The organism is Flavobacterium undicola (genome assembly GCF_009909155.2).
Lineage (GTDB): Bacteria > Bacteroidota > Bacteroidia > Flavobacteriales > Flavobacteriaceae > Flavobacterium > Flavobacterium undicola.
Map to the genome: position 1 here is coordinate 1 of NZ_JAAAPM020000029.1, position 20,702 is coordinate 20,702.

Annotated in this window: 12 protein-coding genes and 1 pseudogene; all 13 read right to left on the reverse strand. The window is 34.8% G+C overall.

Features of this window, described 5'->3' with window-relative positions; all coding sequences use genetic code 11:
* Positions 1-527: 527 nt before the first annotated feature.
* The 13 genes and pseudogenes from GTZ96_RS14805 to GTZ96_RS14865 all read right to left on the reverse strand — a co-directional run bounded on the left by GTZ96_RS14805 (position 528) and on the right by GTZ96_RS14865 (position 20,694).
* Positions 528-1,706 (reverse strand): aldose epimerase family protein, encoded by a 1,179-nt coding sequence (locus GTZ96_RS14805; protein ID WP_161644688.1) that lies wholly within the window; start codon positions 1,704-1,706, stop codon positions 528-530.
* 97 nt (positions 1,707-1,803) lie between these two features.
* Positions 1,804-3,312, reverse strand: coding sequence for an L-arabinose isomerase (araA, locus tag GTZ96_RS14810; protein ID WP_161644689.1), 1,509 nt, complete (start codon positions 3,310-3,312; stop codon positions 1,804-1,806).
* A 114-nt stretch (positions 3,313-3,426) separates the two neighbouring features.
* Positions 3,427-4,128 carry an L-ribulose-5-phosphate 4-epimerase gene (locus GTZ96_RS14815; protein ID WP_161644690.1) on the reverse strand — a complete coding sequence of 234 codons (702 nt, stop codon included), beginning with the start codon at positions 4,126-4,128 and terminating at the stop codon, positions 3,427-3,429.
* Positions 4,129-4,197: 69 nt separating this feature from the next.
* Positions 4,198-5,889 (reverse strand): ribulokinase, encoded by a 1,692-nt coding sequence (locus GTZ96_RS14820; protein WP_161644691.1) that lies wholly within the window; start codon positions 5,887-5,889, stop codon positions 4,198-4,200.
* 137 nt (positions 5,890-6,026) lie between these two features.
* Positions 6,027-8,012 carry an alpha-L-arabinofuranosidase C-terminal domain-containing protein gene (locus GTZ96_RS14825; protein WP_161644692.1) on the reverse strand — a complete coding sequence of 662 codons (1,986 nt, stop codon included), beginning with the start codon at positions 8,010-8,012 and terminating at the stop codon, positions 6,027-6,029.
* 66 nt (positions 8,013-8,078) lie between these two features.
* Positions 8,079-10,064 carry an alpha-L-arabinofuranosidase C-terminal domain-containing protein gene (locus tag GTZ96_RS14830; RefSeq protein ID WP_161644693.1) on the reverse strand — a complete coding sequence of 662 codons (1,986 nt, stop codon included), beginning with the start codon at positions 10,062-10,064 and terminating at the stop codon, positions 8,079-8,081.
* Positions 10,065-10,138: 74 nt separating this feature from the next.
* Entirely contained in the window at positions 10,139-11,125 is a 987-nt protein-coding gene (locus GTZ96_RS14835; RefSeq protein ID WP_161644694.1) for an arabinan endo-1,5-alpha-L-arabinosidase, read from the reverse strand.
* Positions 11,126-11,132: 7 nt separating this feature from the next.
* Positions 11,133-12,122, reverse strand: coding sequence for a glycoside hydrolase family 43 protein (locus GTZ96_RS14840; protein ID WP_161644695.1), 990 nt, complete (start codon positions 12,120-12,122; stop codon positions 11,133-11,135).
* Between the two features lie 10 nt (positions 12,123-12,132).
* Positions 12,133-13,680 carry an alpha-N-arabinofuranosidase gene (locus GTZ96_RS14845; protein ID WP_161644696.1) on the reverse strand — a complete coding sequence of 516 codons (1,548 nt, stop codon included), beginning with the start codon at positions 13,678-13,680 and terminating at the stop codon, positions 12,133-12,135.
* A 215-nt stretch (positions 13,681-13,895) separates the two neighbouring features.
* Positions 13,896-15,512: an arabinan endo-1,5-alpha-L-arabinosidase gene (locus GTZ96_RS14850; protein WP_161644697.1), complete on the reverse strand. Its 1,617-nt coding sequence runs from the start codon at positions 15,510-15,512 to the stop codon at positions 13,896-13,898.
* Positions 15,513-15,562: 50 nt separating this feature from the next.
* Positions 15,563-15,718: pseudogene (locus GTZ96_RS18490) on the reverse strand (alpha-L-arabinofuranosidase C-terminal domain-containing protein); the annotation flags it as partial.
* Positions 15,719-15,841: 123 nt separating this feature from the next.
* The gene (locus tag GTZ96_RS14860; RefSeq protein WP_161644699.1) at positions 15,842-17,404 is read right to left on the reverse strand and encodes a RagB/SusD family nutrient uptake outer membrane protein; all 1,563 of its coding nucleotides are present in this window, start codon (positions 17,402-17,404) and stop codon (positions 15,842-15,844) included.
* A 29-nt stretch (positions 17,405-17,433) separates the two neighbouring features.
* Positions 17,434-20,694, reverse strand: a complete 3,261-nt coding sequence (locus GTZ96_RS14865) for a SusC/RagA family TonB-linked outer membrane protein (RefSeq protein ID WP_181033210.1) — start codon at positions 20,692-20,694, stop codon at positions 17,434-17,436.
* Positions 20,695-20,702: the final 8 nt, after the last annotated feature.

The window sequence follows — 20,702 nt, forward strand, 5'->3', positions numbered from 1 at the left end:
CAATATCGATGCCAGCACAATTTTTAATAATTTTCTCTAAACTACTCATTGATTACGATTTAATGAAATAGAAATAGGCTCAAAGTATATTATGTGAAAAGATATTACTACCATGGGGGAAATTCATTTTAATAGAACTCACCAATATTGTTTACTATAATACTTTGAAACAAAACTCGAAGTCAGGTAATTAACACTAATTGATTTACTGTTACACTGCCTAATTCTAATTCAGATTATATACAAAGTTAACGTCATTTTATATTGCTTTTTTTGTATAAAAAATTATACCTCGAAGTGACAAACAAAACCCAACTTAGCAACCATAGACCTAGCCCCGATAGAAGTAAAAATCCTTTTGTGCCGGGGTTCGGCACAAAAGATTGAAACGGATAGCGGGAAATAGCTTCAAAAAATCACTCTTATATATATGTATAAAATTAACTTCATTCAAAAGCACAAAAAAACCTGCCTAGTTTAGAACGAGACAGGTTTTATAGATTAAAACAAATTCTATTTCCTAAATATTACTTAGTAGAAAACTTGAAAGAAGTTTTTGTTTTATAGTTTTCACCCGGGTTTAAAACCGTAGTTGGGAAATCTTTTTGATTTGGAGAATCCGGATAATGCTGTGTTTCTAAACAAAGTCCTGTTCTATGCGCGTATGTTTTACCGTCTCTGGTTGGTAAAGTTCCGTCCAAGAAGTTTCCTGTGTAAAGTTGGATTCCAGGCTGGTCAGTGTACACTTCCAATAATCTTCCGCTAGTTGGATCATAAGCAGAAGCTGCAAAACGGAATCCTTTGTCTTGGTTATTCAACACCCAGCAGTGATCGTAACCCAATCCTTTTTTCAATTGGTCATTTGTTACTTCAATATCTTTACCAATAGCCTTTGGTTTTCTGAAATCAAAAGGAGTATTAGTCACATCGTCTAATTTACCTGTTGGAATAAGATCAGCATCTACAGGTACTAATTTATCTGCATCAATAGTAATTTCATCATTTAAGATTGTTTTAGTGAAATCTCCAGATAAGTTGAAATAAGAATGCTGTGTTAAATTCACCACTGTTTTCTTATCAGTTGTAGCCTCGTAAAGCACATCCAAAGAATTGTCTTTGTTTAAAGTATAAGTAACAAAAACTGTTAGATTTCCAGGATAACCTTCTTCCAAATCTTTACTGATATACTTCAACTTTAAAGTTGCAGCATCACCACCTTTAGCCTCTTCAACAGTCCATATTCTTCTATGAAATCCTTCAGGACCTCCGTGCAACGCATTTTTACCATTATTAGTTGCCAATTGATATTCTTTACCATCCAAAGTAAATTTACCTTTAGCAATACGATTTCCATAACGACCGATTAAAGCTCCAAAATAAGGATTGTCTTTAGTATATTGTTCGAAATTATTAAAACCAATTACCACTTCTTCAAAAACCCCAGCTTTATTAGGCACTTTTAAAGAAGTAATAATTCCTCCATAAGTCATAATATCCACTTCCATTCCTTTTTGATTTTTCAACTTATAGCTGTCAATCTTTTCTCCTTTAGCAGTAGTACCATAAGCTGATTTCTCAATAGTAACACTGTCTTTTTGAGTAACATTTTGCTCTTGGTTTTCTTTCTTATCACCCTTACACTGAACAGAAAGTCCCGCTGTAGTAATAACAGTCAATCCTAAAACACAACTTTTTAATAGATTCATAATTTTTTATTTTTATTGGTTAATAGAGAAGTCATAAAGCCAAAAGCTATCTTAACTTCTGACTTTATGACTTGGTAAATTTATTATTTAAAAAAGATTATAATCCAGTTTGAAATAAATGGTAGTATGCTTCATTTGCATTCAAAGTATCTTTGAAATTACGAATTCTAGTATCGTTATCAATAACTACTAATTCGATTCCAGCAATATCAGCAAAATCTTCCATGAACTCAGTAGTTACCGCCTGACTGTATACTGTATGGTGTGCACCACCTGCAAGAATCCAAGCAGTAGCAGCGATATCCAAGTTAGGTTTACAATCCCAAAGTACACGAGCAACAGGTAATTTTGGTAAATCAGCCATTGGTTTTACAGCAGTTACTTCGTTCACAATTAAACGGAAACGAGTTCCCATATCTACTAATGATACATTGATAGCCTCTCCAGCAGGTGAATTGAATACCAAACGAACTGGGTCTTCTTTTCCACCAATTCCTAATGGATGAATTTCGCAAGAAGGTTTTCCATCAGTAATAGAAGGACAAATTTCTAGCATGTGAGAACCTAAAACATATGATTTCTCAGGTGTAAAGTGATAAGTATAATCTTCCATGAAAGAAGTTCCTCCTTCAAGACCGATGTTCATTACTTTCATAACGCGAACCATAGCAGCTGTTTTCCAGTCACCTTCACCACCAAAACCGTAACCATCAGCCATTAAACGCTGAGTTGCAATACCTGGTAATTGTTTTAATTCTCCTAAGTTTTCAAAAGTATCAGTAAAAGCACCAAAACCACCTTCTACTAAGAAAGCTCTCAAACCTAATTCGATTTTAGCAGCATCTTTTAATGATTGTCTTTGCTCTCCTCCTACTTGTAATTTTGGAGCTAAATTATATGATTCTTCATAAACCGCTACTAAAGCATCTACTTGCGCTTCAGTAACTAATTTCATTTTATTAACGATATCAGAAGAGTCGTAACCGTTTACGGACATTCCAAAACGAATTTGAGCCTCAACTTTATCTCCACAAGTAACAGCAACTTCACGCATGTTGTCTCCAAAACGCGCTACTTTTAAGTTTTGCATTTCATCCCAACCTAAAGCTACTCTAGACCAGTTTCCTAATTTAGTTTGTACTCTTTTATCTTCCCAGTGTCCAACAACAACTTTACGTTTTTTACGCATTCTGGACATAATGTAACCAAACTCTCTGTCTCCGTGAGCTGATTGGTTCAAGTTCATGAAATCCATATCGATAGAAGCCCATGGAATTTCAGCATTGTATTGTGTATGTAAATGACATAATGGTTTTTTAAGAATGCTTAAACCGTTAATCCACATTTTTGCCGGAGAAAAAGTGTGCATCCAAGCGATGATACCAACACAGTTTTTGTTTGAATTGGCTTCCATACAAATATCAGTGATTTCACTAGGTGATTTTGCCACTGATTTGTAAATCACTTTTACAGGAACATGAGAAGAAGCATCAATTCCTTTTGCAATTTCCTGAGAATGCACAGCAACCTGCTTTAAAGTTTCTTCACCATATAAGTTTTGGCTTCCTACTACAAACCAAATTTCTTTTTTAGAAATATCTATCATTTTTTATTTTGTTTATTTATTGTTCTTATTTTACTTAAACCTCAACCCATTCCAAAGGAGAAGGAGTCGAAATGGAAGTCTATTTTCTCTATTCTATTTTCTGCAATCTAAAATTTACTGTCCGTAATAAGCATCTTTTCCATGCTTACGATCGTAGTGTTTTCTAATCAAAGAATCCTTCAACTTAGGAGCAGCAGGATTAATTTGCAAAGTCAAATATGCCATTTGAGCTACAACTTCTAAAACTTTAGAATTGTAAACTGCTTTAGCAGCATTTTTTCCCCATGCAAATGGACCGTGATTTCCAATTAAAATCATTTCTACTTCTTCATAAGAAAGATTTTTTTCTTTGAAACAATCCAAGATTTGAATTCCTGTATTGTGCTCATAGTTTCCTTCAATAAGATGATCGGCCATTGGCGGAGCACAAGGAATATCAGCTGTCAAGTGATCGGCATGAGTAGTTCCGAAAATAGGAATATCTCTTTGTGATTGTGCCCAAGCTACTGAAAAAGTAGCATGCGTATGAGCAATACCACCTATCTTTGGCCAATGTTTGTATAAATAAGCATGTGTTTTAGTATCCGAAGAAGGACGTTTGTCTCCTTCGATAATATTATTATCAAAATCAACAATAACAATATCTTCTGCTTTTAAATCCTCATAAGGAACTCCACTTGGTTTAATAGCAAAAACGCCATTTTCTCTGTCTACAGCACTTACATTTCCAAAAGTGTACACTACTAAATTCAACTCGTTCAGTTGCATATTAGCCTCGTAACATTCTTGTTTTAACGCTTGAAATTTTGAACTCATACTACTTATTATTTTATTATCGATTCTTCCTAAAAAATATTTAAATTTTGGTTGTCAGGAACCCACTTTTTATTCTATCGTTACAAGAGATCTTTTTTCGATCTGGGTTTCTATAAATTGAGCTAATTCAGAATAAGAATCCATCAATTCCTCGTATTTTTCAATTTTGTCTGCTTGAGGGAAATATTCGCTTTCAAAATCACTTCCCATTTTTTTAGCAGCTTCAATCACGTTTGGATAAATTCCGGCAGCAACGGCAGCATAAATAGCAGCTCCTAAAGCCGGTGCCTGATCAGAAGCACAAACTTTAATTGGCTTGTTCAACACATTAGCCAAAGTTTGCATGATAAATGGTGATTTTCTAGCTACACCACCAATTCCGATAACGCTATCAATACGAACACCTTCTTCTTCAAAACGGTCTACAATTTTCTTAGAACCAAAACAGATTGAATTGATTAAAGCTTTGAAAATATGTGGTGCTTTTGTTCCTAATGATAAATTAGTCATCGCACTTTTCAATCCTTGATTAGCATCAGGAGTTCTTCTTCCATTTACCCAGTCCAAAGCAGTTGGAATACTTTCAGACAAAGGAATTGCCTCAGCTTGCTCTGTTAAAGTCTTGATGAAATTAGATTCTACTTCTTCTTTTAATTGTGCTTTTTGCTCTTCAGATAAAATAGCTGAATTGTAAACCAAATTATCCAATGGCCAAGAAAGCGTATCTTTAAACCAAGCCAATACATCTCCAAAAGCAGATTGCCCCGCTTCAAGACCGATATATCCTGGAATAACTGAACCATCTACTTGTCCACAAATACCTTTAACAGTTTTGCTTCCTACATTTTCTTTAGCAGAAACAATAATATCACAAGTTGAAGTTCCCATTACACGAACTAAAGCGTACTCGTCAATTTTAGCACCAACAGCTCCTGAATGTGCATCAAAAGTTCCAACAGCAATAATAGTGTCAGTAGTCAAACCTAATTTTGTTGCCCATTCCTGATTTAAAGTTCCGGCAACTAGATCTGAAGTATAAGTCTCATCGTATAATTTCCCTCTTAGCTGAGCCAAATACGGGTGTAATTTCCCTAAGAATTCCTCTGGTGGTAAACCATTCCAGTCTTCGTGCCACATTGCTTTATGCCCTGCTGCACAACGGCTTCTTTTGAATGTTTTTAAATCTTTATTGTCAATTAACAAATAAGTCATTAAATCACAGTGCTCTAACCAAGTATAAGCAGCATTTCTAACTGCTTCATCCTCACGAGCGATGTGTAATATTTTTGCCCAAAACCACTCAGAAGAATAAATTCCTCCTTCGTATTTTGTGAAATTTTCTCCACCCCAAGTAGCAGCAAGTTCGTTAATTTCATCAGCTTCGTTGATAGCCGTGTGGTCTTTCCACAAAACCATCATTGCATTTGGGTTTTCAGCAAATTCTGCTGTCAAAGCTAGTGGAGTCCCATCTTCGGAAACTGGAACAGGCGAAGAACCTGTTGTATCAATACAGATACTTTTTATCAAAGAAGGATCAACCTTACTTGATGTTACAATATTTTTAATTGTTGATTCCAATCCTTCGATATGATCCAAAGGATGTTGACGGAATTGATTGATTGACGGATTGCAATATTGTTTGTTTTTCCATCTTTTGTAATGGCAAACATCTGAGGCTAATTCTTGCCCGTTTTCGGTATCAATTAATACGGCACGAACTGAATCCGATCCGTAATCTAAACCTATTACATAATTTTTCATCTTCATTATTTAAAATATGGCTACAAATATATAACAAAAAAACATTAAGTGTACCACTCACACTTAATGTTTTTTATTAAATTTTGAACAATTAAGTTAAAATTTTACTCAACTAAAGTTTCTCGAAAAAATAAGACCTATTTCATCTTTAATTTCAATACTACAAAAGAATAAGCCGGTAAAGTTACTGATGCCTTTTTTCCACTTAATTTATATTCTTTTTCAACAGGAATAATTTTAGTTGGCTCAGCCAATGTATTGTATTCTTCAAGATTTTGGCTAGTTAAAAGAATCATTTTCCCTTTAGATTCAACACTTTTTCCTGATAAATTAACTTCAAGATCTTGAGCTTTCGCTGATGTATTAACCAGTTTTAAAATCAACTCTTTTTTATCTACATCTTTTGCTGCAGTTGCATACAAATCATTTTGTCCTGTTAAAGCTTTTCCATCCTTTGTAATAGCTACTACATCAGTTCCTTTATTGTTTGAATACATTTTTTGAACATAATAATTAGCTGTACCGTAAGAATTTAAATTATCAAACCAAATCATATCCGGTGCCCATTGAAAAGCATCAACATGAGCCATTAAAGGCGCATAAGAAGTTAAATGAACTACATCAGCATTACGTTCTAAACCTGTCATAAATGCCGATTCAGAAAGTGCTGACAACCAATTATTCTCTTTGAATCCGTCCTCTACTCCTTTAGGATGTGCTGCATATTCTCCAGCAAAAATCTTAGGCCCTTTTCTGTCATACTTATCATATCTTGTCGCATTTTCTTTAAACCATTCCGGATTTTTATAATAATGCTCATCGATAATATCTGCATTTAATTTTTTCAATTCATCCCATCCATAATCAAAAAAAGCTCCGTCAGGCGAAGGTCCTGAACCTGAAACAATCGTCATAGTAGGATATTTTGCTTTTATAGCTGCTGCAAAAACCTTATATCTTTCAATGTATTGTGGTCCCCATTGTTCGTTTCCAACACCAATAAACTTAAGATTAAATGGCTTTGGATGCCCCATATCGGATCTTAATTTTCCCCATTTAGAAGTTACAGCACCATTAGCAAACTCGATCAAATCCAAAGCATCCTGAACATAAGGATCTAATTCTTCCATTGGAACTAATTCACCCGAATTATACTGACAGGCAATTCCACAACTTAAAATTGGCAATGGCTGTGCTCCTACATCTTCCGCAAGTTGGAAATATTCAAAAAATCCTAAACCAAAAGACTGGAAATAATCAGGTGCTTGTTTGTTTTTAAACTCCACATTCCATCTGTTGATCATGGTTTCTCTGTCTTCAACAGCACCAACGGTTTTTTTCCATTGGTATCTGTTTTCCAATGTTTTTCCTTCAACGATACATCCACCAGGAAAACGTATAAATCCAGGTTTCAAATCATATAACAATTGAACAATATCTTTACGCAAACCATTCTTTCTATTATTCCAGGTTTCTTGTGGAAATAACGAAATCATATCCAAATCGATTGTTCCTGTTCCTTCAAAAGTAATTTTCAATTGTGCTTTTGCTTCAGTTCCTATAGCTACAATTTGAGCTGAATAATCTTTCCAATTAGTCGATGATGGAACAATAACAGTCTCTCCCAAAACCTTTTTGTCAGCATCAATAAATTGTACAATTATTTTTTTGATAGCATTGTTATGATTCGCTGCTTTTAAGGAAAGATTGTATTTTGCATCTTTCTTAATACCCATTCCTCTAAATCCCTCATTTAAAATTTGGTATCCTTTATCATTATTGATGATAATTCTACAAAAATCAGGATTATTTGTATTTTCAGAAGTACGCATTGGAGTTGCCATCCCCGATTCCTTATTCAAAGAATGAACATTACTATTAGGTTGTGACCAGCCCATAAGCGGAGCATCAAACCCAAAAGTTCTATTCTTAACCATTTCGGCATATAAACCTCCATCGGCAGCAAAATTGATATCTTCGAAAAAGATACCATACATCGTTGGTTGGATTTTAGTAATTGATTTTGTTAAATCTACTTCCAGATTCGTTTTTTGGGCTGTTGCCAAAAAACTACTAAGTAACAAACCGTAAACGGCACTTTTAGTTCTTAAATTTAATTTCATTTTTAGTTTTTAGATATTTTTTCCAAATATATTTTTCTTATTCCTAATTTTTTAAAAAATCCCAGATTATTTCATCTTTAACTTCAAAACAGTTACTGAATAAGCCGGTAAAGTCAATTGTGCTTTTTTTCCATTCAATTTAAATTCCTTTTCTGTAGGACTTATTTTTTTAGGATTAGCAAATGAATTTTCGTCATCTAAATTAGCACTTACTAAAGTCACAAGCGTTCCCTTAGAAGCTAATTTATCCCCATTTAAATCTACCTCAACACTTTGTGTATCTGATTTTGTATTTACTAATTTTACGATTACTTCTTTAGTATTGCTATCTTTTGCAGCCGTGGCGTACAAATCATTTTGTCCTGTTACTGCTTTTCCATCTTTCGTAATTGATAATAAATCAGTTCCTTTATTTGTCGAAAATATTTTTTGTACATAATAATTAGCCGAACCATAGGCTTCCAAATTATTGAACCAAATCATATCCGGAGTCCATTGCCAAGCTTCTTCATGTGCCATCAAAGGAGCATAAGATGTCAAATGTACCACTTCGGCATTTCTTTCCAAACCAGTCATAAAAGCAGCTTCAGAAAACGCACATTCCCAATTGTTTTTATTATCAGGACTGGCAATAGCAACACTTTGAGCAGCATATTCTCCAGCGAATATTTTAGGCCCTTTTCTATCATAACTATCATAACGGGTAGCATTTTCTCTAAACCATTTTGGGTTTTTATAATAATGCTCATCTACAATTTCAGCATTTAACTTTTTAAGTTCTTTCATGCCGTACTCAAAATAATCTCCTTCCGGGAAAGGTCCCGCACCAGAAACAATAGTGATATTTGGGTATTTAGATTTAATGGCTTTTTCAAACACTTTGTATCTTTCAATATAAGCAGGCCCCCATTGTTCATTTCCAACACCAATAAATTTAAGATTAAATGGTTTTGGGTGTCCCATTTCTGATCTGATTTTCCCCCAAGGCGTTTCAACAGATCCATTTGCGAATTCAATTAGATCCAAAGCATCTTGCACATAAGGATCTAAATCTTCCATTGGAACCAATTCTCCTGTATTGAACTGGCAAGCCATTCCACAACTTAAAATCGGAAGCGGCTGCGCTCCAATATCTTCAGAAAGTTGAAAATATTCAAAAAATCCGATTCCAAAAGTCTGAAAATAATCCGGAGCCAGTTTATGACTGAACTCGGTATTCCATCTATTGATTAATGTTTCTCTTGTCTCAATATCTCCAACCGTTTTTTTCCATTGGTAACGTTGTGCCAACGTTTTTCCTTCAACAATACATCCTCCAGGAAATCTTAAAAAACCAGGTTTTAAATCATAAAGCAACTGAACAATATCTTTACGCATTCCATTTTTTCTGTTTTTCCAAGTATCTTCCGGGAATAATGAAATCATATCTAAATCAATCGTTCCTGTACCTTTAAATGTGATTTTCAGTTGCGCTTTTGCTTCTGTTTGAGTTGCAGTTAATTGTGCTGTATAATTTTTCCAATCCGATGATAAAGGAACAATAGTAGTTTCTCCTACTGTTTTTCCATTTTTATCGATAAATTGAATATTAATTTGCTTGATGGCTCCATCATGATTGGCAGCTTTCAAAGAAAGATTGTACTTGGCATCCTTTTTAATACCCATTCCTCTGAATCCTTCATTGATGATTTGATACCCTTTATCATCTTTTACAACAACTCTGCAAAAATTAAGATTGGTTTTATTTTCAATTACTTTAATAGTGGTTGCAATTCCCGATTGCGTATTAAACGAATGTCTATCACTATTAGGCTGAGACCATCCCATTAGAGGATTTTCAAACTCAAAAGATCGGTTTTTAATCATTTCTGCATATAAACCACCATCAGCAGCAAAATTGATATCTTCAAAAAAGACACCATACATTGTAGGCTGAATTTTGGTGATTGAATTAGCGATATTAACTTTTAAATTTGTTTTCTGAGCATTCGAATAAAAGCCATTTAGCAAAAGCCCGAAAAGGGCAATTTTAGTGATTAAATTATGGTTCATGTTTTTTAGTCTTTTATTTAACTTGGTTCCTTTTTAGTTTCAAAACTTAATCTTTATTCATTTTATTAACTCAATTATTCAATCAAAATTGGCCATAAATCAGCATCCCACTTTAACTCTTTAACAATTAAAACAGGTTTTCCGTTCTGTTTTACATCGTAGCCATGATAAAAGATATAATCTACGCCATCAAAAGTATAGGCGCTGTTATGCCCTACACCATAATAATTTTCGCCACCCTGAACCACTAAAGTACCTCCTCCTTCAGTTAATAATTTACCATCTTTATCAACATAAGGTCCTACAATATTTTTTGATCTTCCAATAACTACCTTATAAGTGCTTTCTTTTCCTCTACAACATAAATCCCATGACAGGAACTGATAATAATAGCCGTTCTTTTTAAATATAAAAGGAGCTTCTAAGGCTGCATCTCCTGGGTTAGCATCGGCTAATTCGAAAGTTCTCTTTCGTTTTGCAATAGTGTGCCACTTCTGCGGCTGTGCAATTGACAATAAATCGGGATTCAATTTCACCATTTTCAGTCCTTCCCAAAAAGAACCAAAAGCTAGCCAAGGCGTTTTATTTTCATCGAATGTCAAATTGGGGTCTATGGCATTCCATAAATCACGATTTGGAATTGATTGAATGACAATTCCGTGATCAACCCATTTGTAAGCAGGATCTTTTGAATCCAAAGTCGTATTAGTTGTAACTCCAATAGCCGAAGTATTTTTTGCGAAAGCGGAAACCGAATAATACAAATAATACGTATTGTTGTGAAAGGAAATATCCGGTGCCCAAATATGATTCTTAAAATCAGCCGCAACAGAATCAGCCCAAACAGGCTTTTCATTAAATATTGCCGGCTCTTTATTCCAGTTTTTTAAATCTTTTGAACTAAAAACACTAATTCCGCGACCCGTACAGTACAAATAATAGATGTCTTTTTGTTTGATCATCACTGGATCGTGAACGCTAATATCTTGAGCTGAAGAAAAACAGCAGATTAGCAGCGTTACTAACGAGAATAGGATTTGTGAGTTTTTATTCAATTTCATTTTTGGTTTATTTTTGAATTCCTTCTGATGTCATAATTACTCGTTTCATGGTTCCATCTTCATTATAAAAAAGACGATCTACACAAACTGATCTTCTGAAACTACCTCCCTCAGTAGGAATAACTCCATTATGATAAATAAAATATGACTTGCCTTTAAAGTCAATTATAGCTTGATGATTGGTATTGGAATTCCCGGCAACTTCGTTTAATATCCCTTTGTATTCCCAAGGCCCTTTAACCGATTTACTCATGGCATAGGCAATTTTTTCAGGGAATTCAGTTGCAAAGGACAAATAATACCAATTTTTACGTTTGTGAATCCAAGGTGCTTCGGTAAATTTTGGTAAATCGACAGTTTGCATTGGTCCGTCCATTTCAATCATGTTTTCTTTTAATTTCACATAGTGACAAACGGTATTTCCCCAAAATAAATAGGCCTGACCATCATCATCTATAATAACAGATGGATCAATATCATCCCAACTGATTTTGGTTTCAGTGGTCATATCATTAGTGATTAATGCTTTTCCTAAAGCATCTGTAAAAGGACCAGTTGGACTATCCGAAACGGCAATTCCTATTGCTTTTCCATGAATTGCTCCATGCGTAATAGCAACATACCAATAAAATTTTCCATTTCTTTCAATGACTTGTCCTGCCCAGGCATCGCCTTTAGCCCAAGCAAAATCAGAAGTTTTTAAAGGCACCGGATGTTCTTGCCAATTGACCATATCCGAAGAAGAATACACCAACCAATCGTTCATTCGATAAGTATTAACACCTTTTTCAGGAACATCATGTCCTGTATAAAGATATACCTTGTCTTTATAAACCAAAGCAGCTGGATCAGCGGTGTATTTATCGGTAATGATAGGGTTATTCATTTTCAGCGACGGCTGATTTTTAGTTTGAGCTGTTTCTTTTACAGCAGCTGTTTTACAAGAAACAACTGCTGATAAAAGACTCACACTTAATAATAGTGTTGTGATTTTCATTATAATAATTTTATTTCCCTTCTAATACTACAACAGAGAATGCTGGAATAGTTACTTCTAATTTGCCTTTGGCATTCTTAAACCCTTTAAATTCTTTAGGTTCAATTGCATTGGGTTTATCAAATGAATTATAATCTTGTAGTTTTTTAGAAGTTAAAATTGTTGCTGTAACATTTTTCAAACCCAATTCGGCCAAATCAATTTCTATCTTATTTTCTTTCTTAGCATCAATATTTACTAAAGAAACGTGTACCAATCCACTTTTATCCTTTGAAGCCGAAGCCGAGATTGCAGGAAGAGTTTTTCCTTCAAAAGTATATTCTGGAGATTTGAAATCAATAGACAACAATTCAGCATCTTGATGCACACGGTACATTTTCATGATATGGTATGTTGGCGTCAAAATCATTTTTGCCTTATCAGTCAAAATAACCGCTTGCAATACATTCACACATTGTGCTAAATTAGCCATGCGTACTCTGTCGGCGTGATTGTTAAAGATGTTTAGCGTCGAACCTGCTAAAACAGCATCTCTCATTGTATTTTGTTGGTATAAAAATCCAGGATTAGTTCCTTGTTGTACTTCGTACCAAGCTCCCCATTCGTCCACCATCATGGCTACTTTTTTCTCAGGATCATATTTATCCATAATAGCAGCATGTTTGCTAACATATTCTTCCATTTTCAAAGCCGAAGTCATCGTTTTAAAATAGCCATCCTCATTAAAATCTACAGCATCTCCTTTTTTAGACCAATTGATTACAGCATAATGGTGTACTCCAACTCCACCCAACATATTTATGGGAATGTTTTTCATCAAAACTTCTGTCCAATTGTAATCGCTTCCATTAGCTCCAGAAGCAATACGAGTTAATCCACCAGTATTCTCCCAATCTGACATGAATGTTGCAAATTTTCTATATTCACCAGCATAATATTCTGGAGTCATATTTCCTCCACATCCCCATGCTTCATTACCAATTCCCCAAAATTTCACTTTCCAAGGTTCTACTCTACCATTTGCTTTACGCAAATCACTCATCGGACTTTTCCCTGAGAAATTAGTGTATTGAACCCAATCAGCTAATTCCTGAACGGTTCCACTTCCTACATTTCCAGACAAATACGGTTGAGCACCAAGCAATTCACACATATTTAAAAAATCATGTGTTCCAAAACTATTATCCTCAGTTACACCACCCCACCATGTGTTTACAATTGTTGGTCTTTTTTCTTTTGGTCCAACACCATCTTTCCAGTGGTATGTATCAGCAAAACAACCTCCTGGCCATCTTAAATTTGGTATTTTTAATTCTTTTAAAGCGGCAATAATGTCATTTCTAACTCCATTTGTATTTGGAATTTTAGACGTATCACCTACAAAAAAACCTCCGTAGATACATCTCCCCAAATGTTCTGCAAAGTGACCATAAATATTTTTGTTAATAGTAGTAGGCTTTTCAGCCTTTTTGATACTCAGAATTGTGCTTTCCTTTTGCGAAAAAATAAGTTGATTACAAAAAGTAAAAATCAACAATAAGAACAGATTTTTTTTCATTCTAATTACATTTTTGATTGGTTATAAGTGTATTTTTAACATTTGTAAATATACTCAAAATAAAAGGATTAAAACAAACTAAAAGTTCGAAATAAAAATACCATAATAAATAGTGAGTTATTATGGTATTTTTTTTAGATAAATTACAAAAAACAAATATTATTCTAAACAAATGCCTTTTCCTATGCTGTAGAAAAAGCATTTATTTTAAAGAACTAATCTATTTTTTTACCCCAAACCGGTCTGCCGTCTGAAGTCAGCCCAGAATAAGAAATAGTGACTTTACGAGTGCTTTTTTCCCAGTCCCAAGCATCACTCACTTTGCATTTTACACCATTTACAGTTAGTGTTTTGTTGGTGCTGTCATACGCCCAGGTTCCAGTAACTCCTCCGCTTACTTTCTTATCTGCTGTCAAATATATTGTAATTGATTTTTGAATGGTTGCGTATTGATAGTTCATTGTAATTTGCTCCCATGTTCCAATGAATGCTGCATCGCTAATAGTAGTTTCTGGTACTGCTGCATATCTTTCAGCATCAACTACTGGCCACCCATCTTCTGTCCATTTTATGGCGCGAACGTGTCCCATCATTACTGCATTTGATGCATTTATACCCGGTACATCCTTTGGCAAACGAGCCTGAGAAGCATAGAACCATTGTTTGGTATCTGGGTTTTGGAAAATAGAACAATGAGAGAAACCTACCCATCCAGTGTGGTTATTAAAAGAATAAGGATGTGTAAGCATGGGCCAAGCATCTGCTCCATTGGTTACATTGGCACCGTTGATTCCTACATAAGGACCTGTAATGCTTCTGGAACGACAAACTCTGGTGTTGTAAGGAACATCAAGACCATCATAGGCCAAAAAAAGATAATAATAGCCTGTTGTTTCGTTGTACATTATCTCTGGACCTTCGGAACCTTGCCAACGACTAGTAGCACTTCGGGTAGCAATACGAGTTCCGTAATCACTTAAGGTTTTTAGTTGGTCTGGTTTACCTGTGGTAGGATTCAGTTTCAAGGCTGCAATTCCCGAATGCCAAGAACCATAAATCAAATAATGTTCCCCTTCTGGAGTGATGGTAAAAGTGGGATCGATGGCATTGAATTTGAAATAAGCATTTTCCCAATTTCTTGTACCCGTGTAAGAATAAGGTTTTAATCCATCCGGTTCAGAGCACACTACCATTCCTTTGTCAACCCAAACATTGGTTGCTAAATCGTCTGATTCTGCTAATCCAATAAAGGCTCTTTCTGACCATGAATAAGTAAAATCGGCACCTATAATTGGTTCATCTACCACTATGCTGTAATACATTCTGTATTTATTGCCTACCTTTTTAATAAAAGGCGCCCAATACCCATATCTAGGATTAGCTATTGGCGCTAGAGCAGGAACCATTCTGGCTCTTTTGTTATTCAAAGAATCTTTAACCCAAGCAGGTGCCGTGGTCATTGAGGATCCCATAAATTCCCAATTCACAAGGTCTTTGGAACGTCTGTACATAAAATGTCCGTTTCCGTCATGTGCGTTTCCATAAGAAGCATCGGTTTGATACATATAATAATACTCCCCACATTTTTCAACAGAAGGATCGTGTACATTGGCTAAATTCCATTGCGAACGGTTACTCCAGGAAGCAATAGAAGTATAATTATCCGAATAAGTAGGTCCTGGAAATGTAGGTGGAACAATCACTACTGGCGGAACAACCACAGGGTCTGGAGTAGTGGAATCATCACTGCTGGAGCAACCCACTACAGAAAGTACCAAGCCTAAAATTGCCGGGTAAAATCCTAATCTTACGATGAATGCTATTTTTTTCATTTTCTGTTTTTATTTTCCCTCAAGCATTACAACTAAAAAAGGAGGGATGATTAATTTAGTTTGTCGTTTTTGATTTTAAATCCTTTAAAAGTTGTTGGTTGAATTTTTATAGGATTATCAAATGTATTGTGGTCTTGTAATTTTGTAGATATTAAAATCGTTGCCAAAGTGCTTTTGATTCCAAACACTGTAATTTCTATTTTATATTCTTTTTTAGAGTTGACAGATAAATAAGGCTTTTTTCCTGTTCTCTTTAAGTTATAATATCACACAGTAAACTTTTTAAGAGCTTACCATGTGATATTAAAAAACAAATTAACTAACTAATATTAATAACCATCATTTTGACTTGTTCCAGGATTGTTGTCCATTTCCAATTGCGGTATTGGGAAGAATTCTCTTCCTGCTGCATAAGAATTAAATTCAACGTCTCTTGTTTTTAACCATGCTAATTTTACTGGATCTTGCAACCAACCCCAACGACGAATGTCATCAAAACGATGTCCTTCTAATGGAAATTCCAGAAATCTTTCGTGCCCAATTTGATCTCTCATGGTCACTTGTGTCAATCCTGGTTTTACAGTAGCTAAATTTGGCAAACCTACACGAGTTCTAACCATTTGAATAAAACTATAAGCACCTTGTGTATCGCCAGTTTCGTTTAAACATTCAGCATACATTAACAATATGTCCGCATAACGTAATAAACGTTCGTTTATACCAGAACGCCAGTCGAATTCGTTCGCATAAGCCCCGTCTGAATTTTCATATTTTCTACAAAATAAATCATTTAAATCAGCTGAATTCCCTGCATAAACAGTAGCGAAGTTTTGTCCATAAAGCTGCATTCCTCCAGGCTTGTTATAGAACATTGTAGCATCTAAACGTGGATCTACTGTATTTGCAGTCGTTTTTTCTTGTTGGAATTCGTTGTATAAAGTCCAAGTAGGTTGTACGTCTGTCCATCCAAAGGCTCTAGGTCCATAAGTAATGGCTCTTGCTGATGTTTTCCCCCATCCCGAAGCAGGAGCACCACCCCAACCTAAATCAACACCGCCTGCAGATCTGCTGAATTGTACTTCAAATAATGATTCTGAATTGTTTTCGTTAGTGTCAGTAAAGTTATCACGGTAATTAGAAACTAAAGAGTAAACTCCTAAATCGATTACTTGTTTAAATGCTATTTTAGCATTTGCAAAATCTTTAGTAAATAAATAAGCTTTCCCCAAATACCCTAAAGCAGCACCTTTGGTAGCACGTCCTTTTTGACCTGCATCTAAACCAGAAACAGTAGTGTAAGATGTAGGTAATAATTCAGCTGCCTTTTTAAAATCGGCAATTACTTGTGCCCATCCTTCTTCGTTGGTTTTTTGAGGATAAAAGGCTGCGATTTCAGTTGGTACCGGTACTTTCTTAAACATATTAACTGCGTGAAACAAGTACAATCCTCTTAAAAAATAAGCCTGACCTAAAATTCTGTTTTTAAGAGCTGCATCAGTCATATTAATACTCGGAACATTGGTCAAAACTTGATTGGCGCGGTAAATCCCTTGATAGTAGGTTTCAAAAGCCCAACCATAAATGGCCGAATTTGATACATTCGAATTGAAACGACCTACATTGTACATCGCATCCCATGGGCTGTTACTTCTACAATCGTCTCCTTTTAAGTCTAGTAATAAAGGAGTACTTCTCATGTAAGTACCATCAGTTAATAAACTACCGTAAGCAGCATTTACACCTTCTATAGCGTCTTGGTCATTTTTCCAGAATGAATCTGCAGCATCATTGTTTGGGTCAACTTGAATTAAATCCTCATCGCTAACACAGCTTGTTGTTATGATAACTAGTGAAAAGAAACCAGCTAAATAATTATATATTTTATATTTCATTTTGATTCGTTTTTAATGGTTTGCTAATTTTAAAAATTTACTTCAAGTCCTAAAGAAACAGTTCTAGGATTTGGGAATGAACCTCCATCATAACCTCTTGAGAAAGATCCGTCGTTGCTGTTAAAATCAGGGTCGCCTCCACGGTATTTAGTAATAGTCCATAGATTTTGTCCGTTTACAAACACTTTTGCTTTTTGAATAAAACTTTTAGCAGGAAATGGAATTTGATATCCAATTTCCATAGTTTGCAATTTTAGATAGTCTCCTTTTTCAATAAATCTATTAGAATCTCTTCCATTGGCATTAGGATCACCAATGATTGGTCGAGGTACATCTGTATTAGTATTTGTAGGTGACCAATAATTAAGCATATCAGTATGGTGATTTCCATATTGTCCAGCCATTAAGTTACGATAGATACTATTGAATACTTTGTTTCCACCAGCACCTTGCCAAAACATAGAAAAATCCCAATTTTTGTATGTACCACTAAAGTTGAAACCATAACTGTATTTCGGAATTGTTTTCCCTTGATAGGTCCTATCAAGATCACTAATCATTCCGTCTCCATTAATATCTTTGAATTTAATGTCACCCACTCCTGCGTTGGTTTGTGTTGGAGCAGCAGCAATTTCGGCAGCACTTTGAAAAATCCCATCGGTTTCATACGCATAAATTTCACCCATAGATCGTCCCACTTCTGTTTTTGAAGCAGCACCATAGATTGGATTCCCATTGATACCAATTTGCAATACTTCGTTTTTTAAAGTTCCTAAATTGGCAGAGATGCTGTATTTGAATGCATGATTATTGTTGTTATAAGTTGCTGCGAATTCGAGACCTTTGTTTCTCATAGCACCTGCATTTGTTGTAATACTTGCTGGGAATGCACCAGTAGAGTATGGCAACGGAACTCCAATTAAAAGATTTGTCGAATTTTTCACAAAATACTCAGCTGTAAACTGTAAATCATTGTCAAATAATCCAAGTTCAACAGCTACATCGGTAGTTTTTACATCTTCCCATTTTACATTTGGATCTAGAGAAGCAACAACAGTTGTACCTGGAGCCAATGCATTATTGAAATCATATCCCGCAAAACTATTGATTGTTGTAGCGAAGAAATACGGAGCAATAGTATTATTTCCTAATTTACCATAACTAGCTCTCAATTTGACATTGCTTACCCATTCCGGCAAGTGGATGAATTTTTCATTGCTTAATTTCCAGGCTCCTGAAAAAGAGTAAGCATTAGTAGAATTGAAATTTTCACTAAAAAGAGATGATTTATCTTGTCTAAAGTTGGCTTGAAACAGATAACGGTCATCATACGAATAGTTAATACGGCTTATATATGATTTACCAGTTATAGTTACGTTACTTTCTCCCGTACTAGTATCATCAGCATATTGTAGTTTACTTATTTCACCATAATCATAACCTACACCTCTTGACCAGTGATTGAATGAATCACTGCGTTCTTGTACATAACCAGCTAACACATCGAATTTATGTTTATTGATTTCTAATCCATAAGTCAATATGTTGTTAAAGAATGTTTTGTCCGTACTTCCAGTTGAGACATCTAGAGAAGCTTCTTCTTTTGTAGTAATATAATACCATCCCAAATCACTTTGCGGAACGTACTTTCTGTTTTCATAATCCAATCGATCAAAACTGGCATCAATTTTATATTTTAAACCTTTTACAATTTCAAATTCTCCCCATACATCTCCAATAAAACGGTTTCTTTGTCCCTTATTTTCGATTAAGTTATTAAATCCAATAACGTTAAGCGAAATAGCTCTTTGTGTCAAGTTGGTTGTACCACCATAACCACCTAATCGGTTCGCATCATATACTGGCATTGTAGGTACCGCTCCAACTAAAGCTCCAATTGCAGTTTCTCCAACATAACTATTGAAGTTTTCTTTGTCAGATTGAGTATATCCGATTTTTGTACCGTATTTGAATTTCCCTTTTTTACCATTTAAATTCAAATTCATAGACATTCTTTCATAATCCTGAGGAGATTTGATATAGCTACTATTTTTGAAATAATCCATATTCAGGTTGTAAGCCAAAGTTTCGGCACCTCCATTAAAGGCCAAGGAATGATTTTCAACAACTCCTGTTTCATAAGCTTCTGCCTGCCAATTTGTGTCAACATTAGAAATATAACTACTACTAGTTGGGTCATTACCCGGAGCTACTGTTAATCCTGCGTTTTTTTCAGAAGCACTTGTAATCGTTTGATAACCGACTCTATCGGTTACATCCCAAGTTCTAGCCACATTTTGAAAACCTACAAGCGATTTGTATTTAATGTCTAGTTTTCCTGTTTTTCCCTTTTTAGTAGTAATAATTACGACCCCATTAGCACCTCGAACACCATAAATAGCTGCCGAAGACGCATCTTTCAAAACCTGCATCGACTCAACATCACCAGGTGCAAAATCAAATGGAGCATCTACAATCATTCCATCAATTACAAAAAGAGGATTGTTGTTACTAAAGGAATTTAACCCTCTAATTTTGATATTAACAAATCCGCCAGGTTCACCTGAAGATTGTACGGTAACACCCGGTGCCTGACCTTGTAACATTTTAGCAACATCATAAGTAACTGTTTTTTTCGCACTTTCCATGTTTACAACAGCAACAGATCCAGAAAGATCTGATTTTTTTTGTGTACCATATCCGATTACAACAACTTCATCCAACTTAGCGTAATCATCTAAAAGTTTAACTGTAATATTGGTTTGATCACCAACTTTAATTTCTTGATTTACATACCCAATATAAGAAATTACAAGTACTGTATTTGGTCCGGGGACATCTATAGCAAATTTTCCATCAAAATCAGATTGCACACCATTTTTAGCACCTTTTATTAAAATATTCACTCCAGGCAGCGGTGCACCATCAGAATTATTTATAACTCCTGAAACCTTTATTTTCTGTTGTACCTTTTCTTCAGGTTTAACTTTAGTTATTACAATTTTATTTTTTCCAATAAGTTCAAAATTAAAACCTTCACTGGCAAGGTTTTCATTTAGCAACTTATCAGCACTAATTGTTCCTTTTTTAAGTTTTATTTTTGGAACATTTTTAAACATATCTTCCTGATAGATAAATGTAAAATCGGTTTGTTCTCTTAAAAGATCAAAGACCTCATCAATGGTTACAATCTTATCTTTATCTACAACAATTTTTACATTCTGCGTAAAAACTTTACTTGAAGAAAAACTAAAAGCAGTCGTACAAAAAAGTAATATAAAAGCTTTCATAGTGGTTA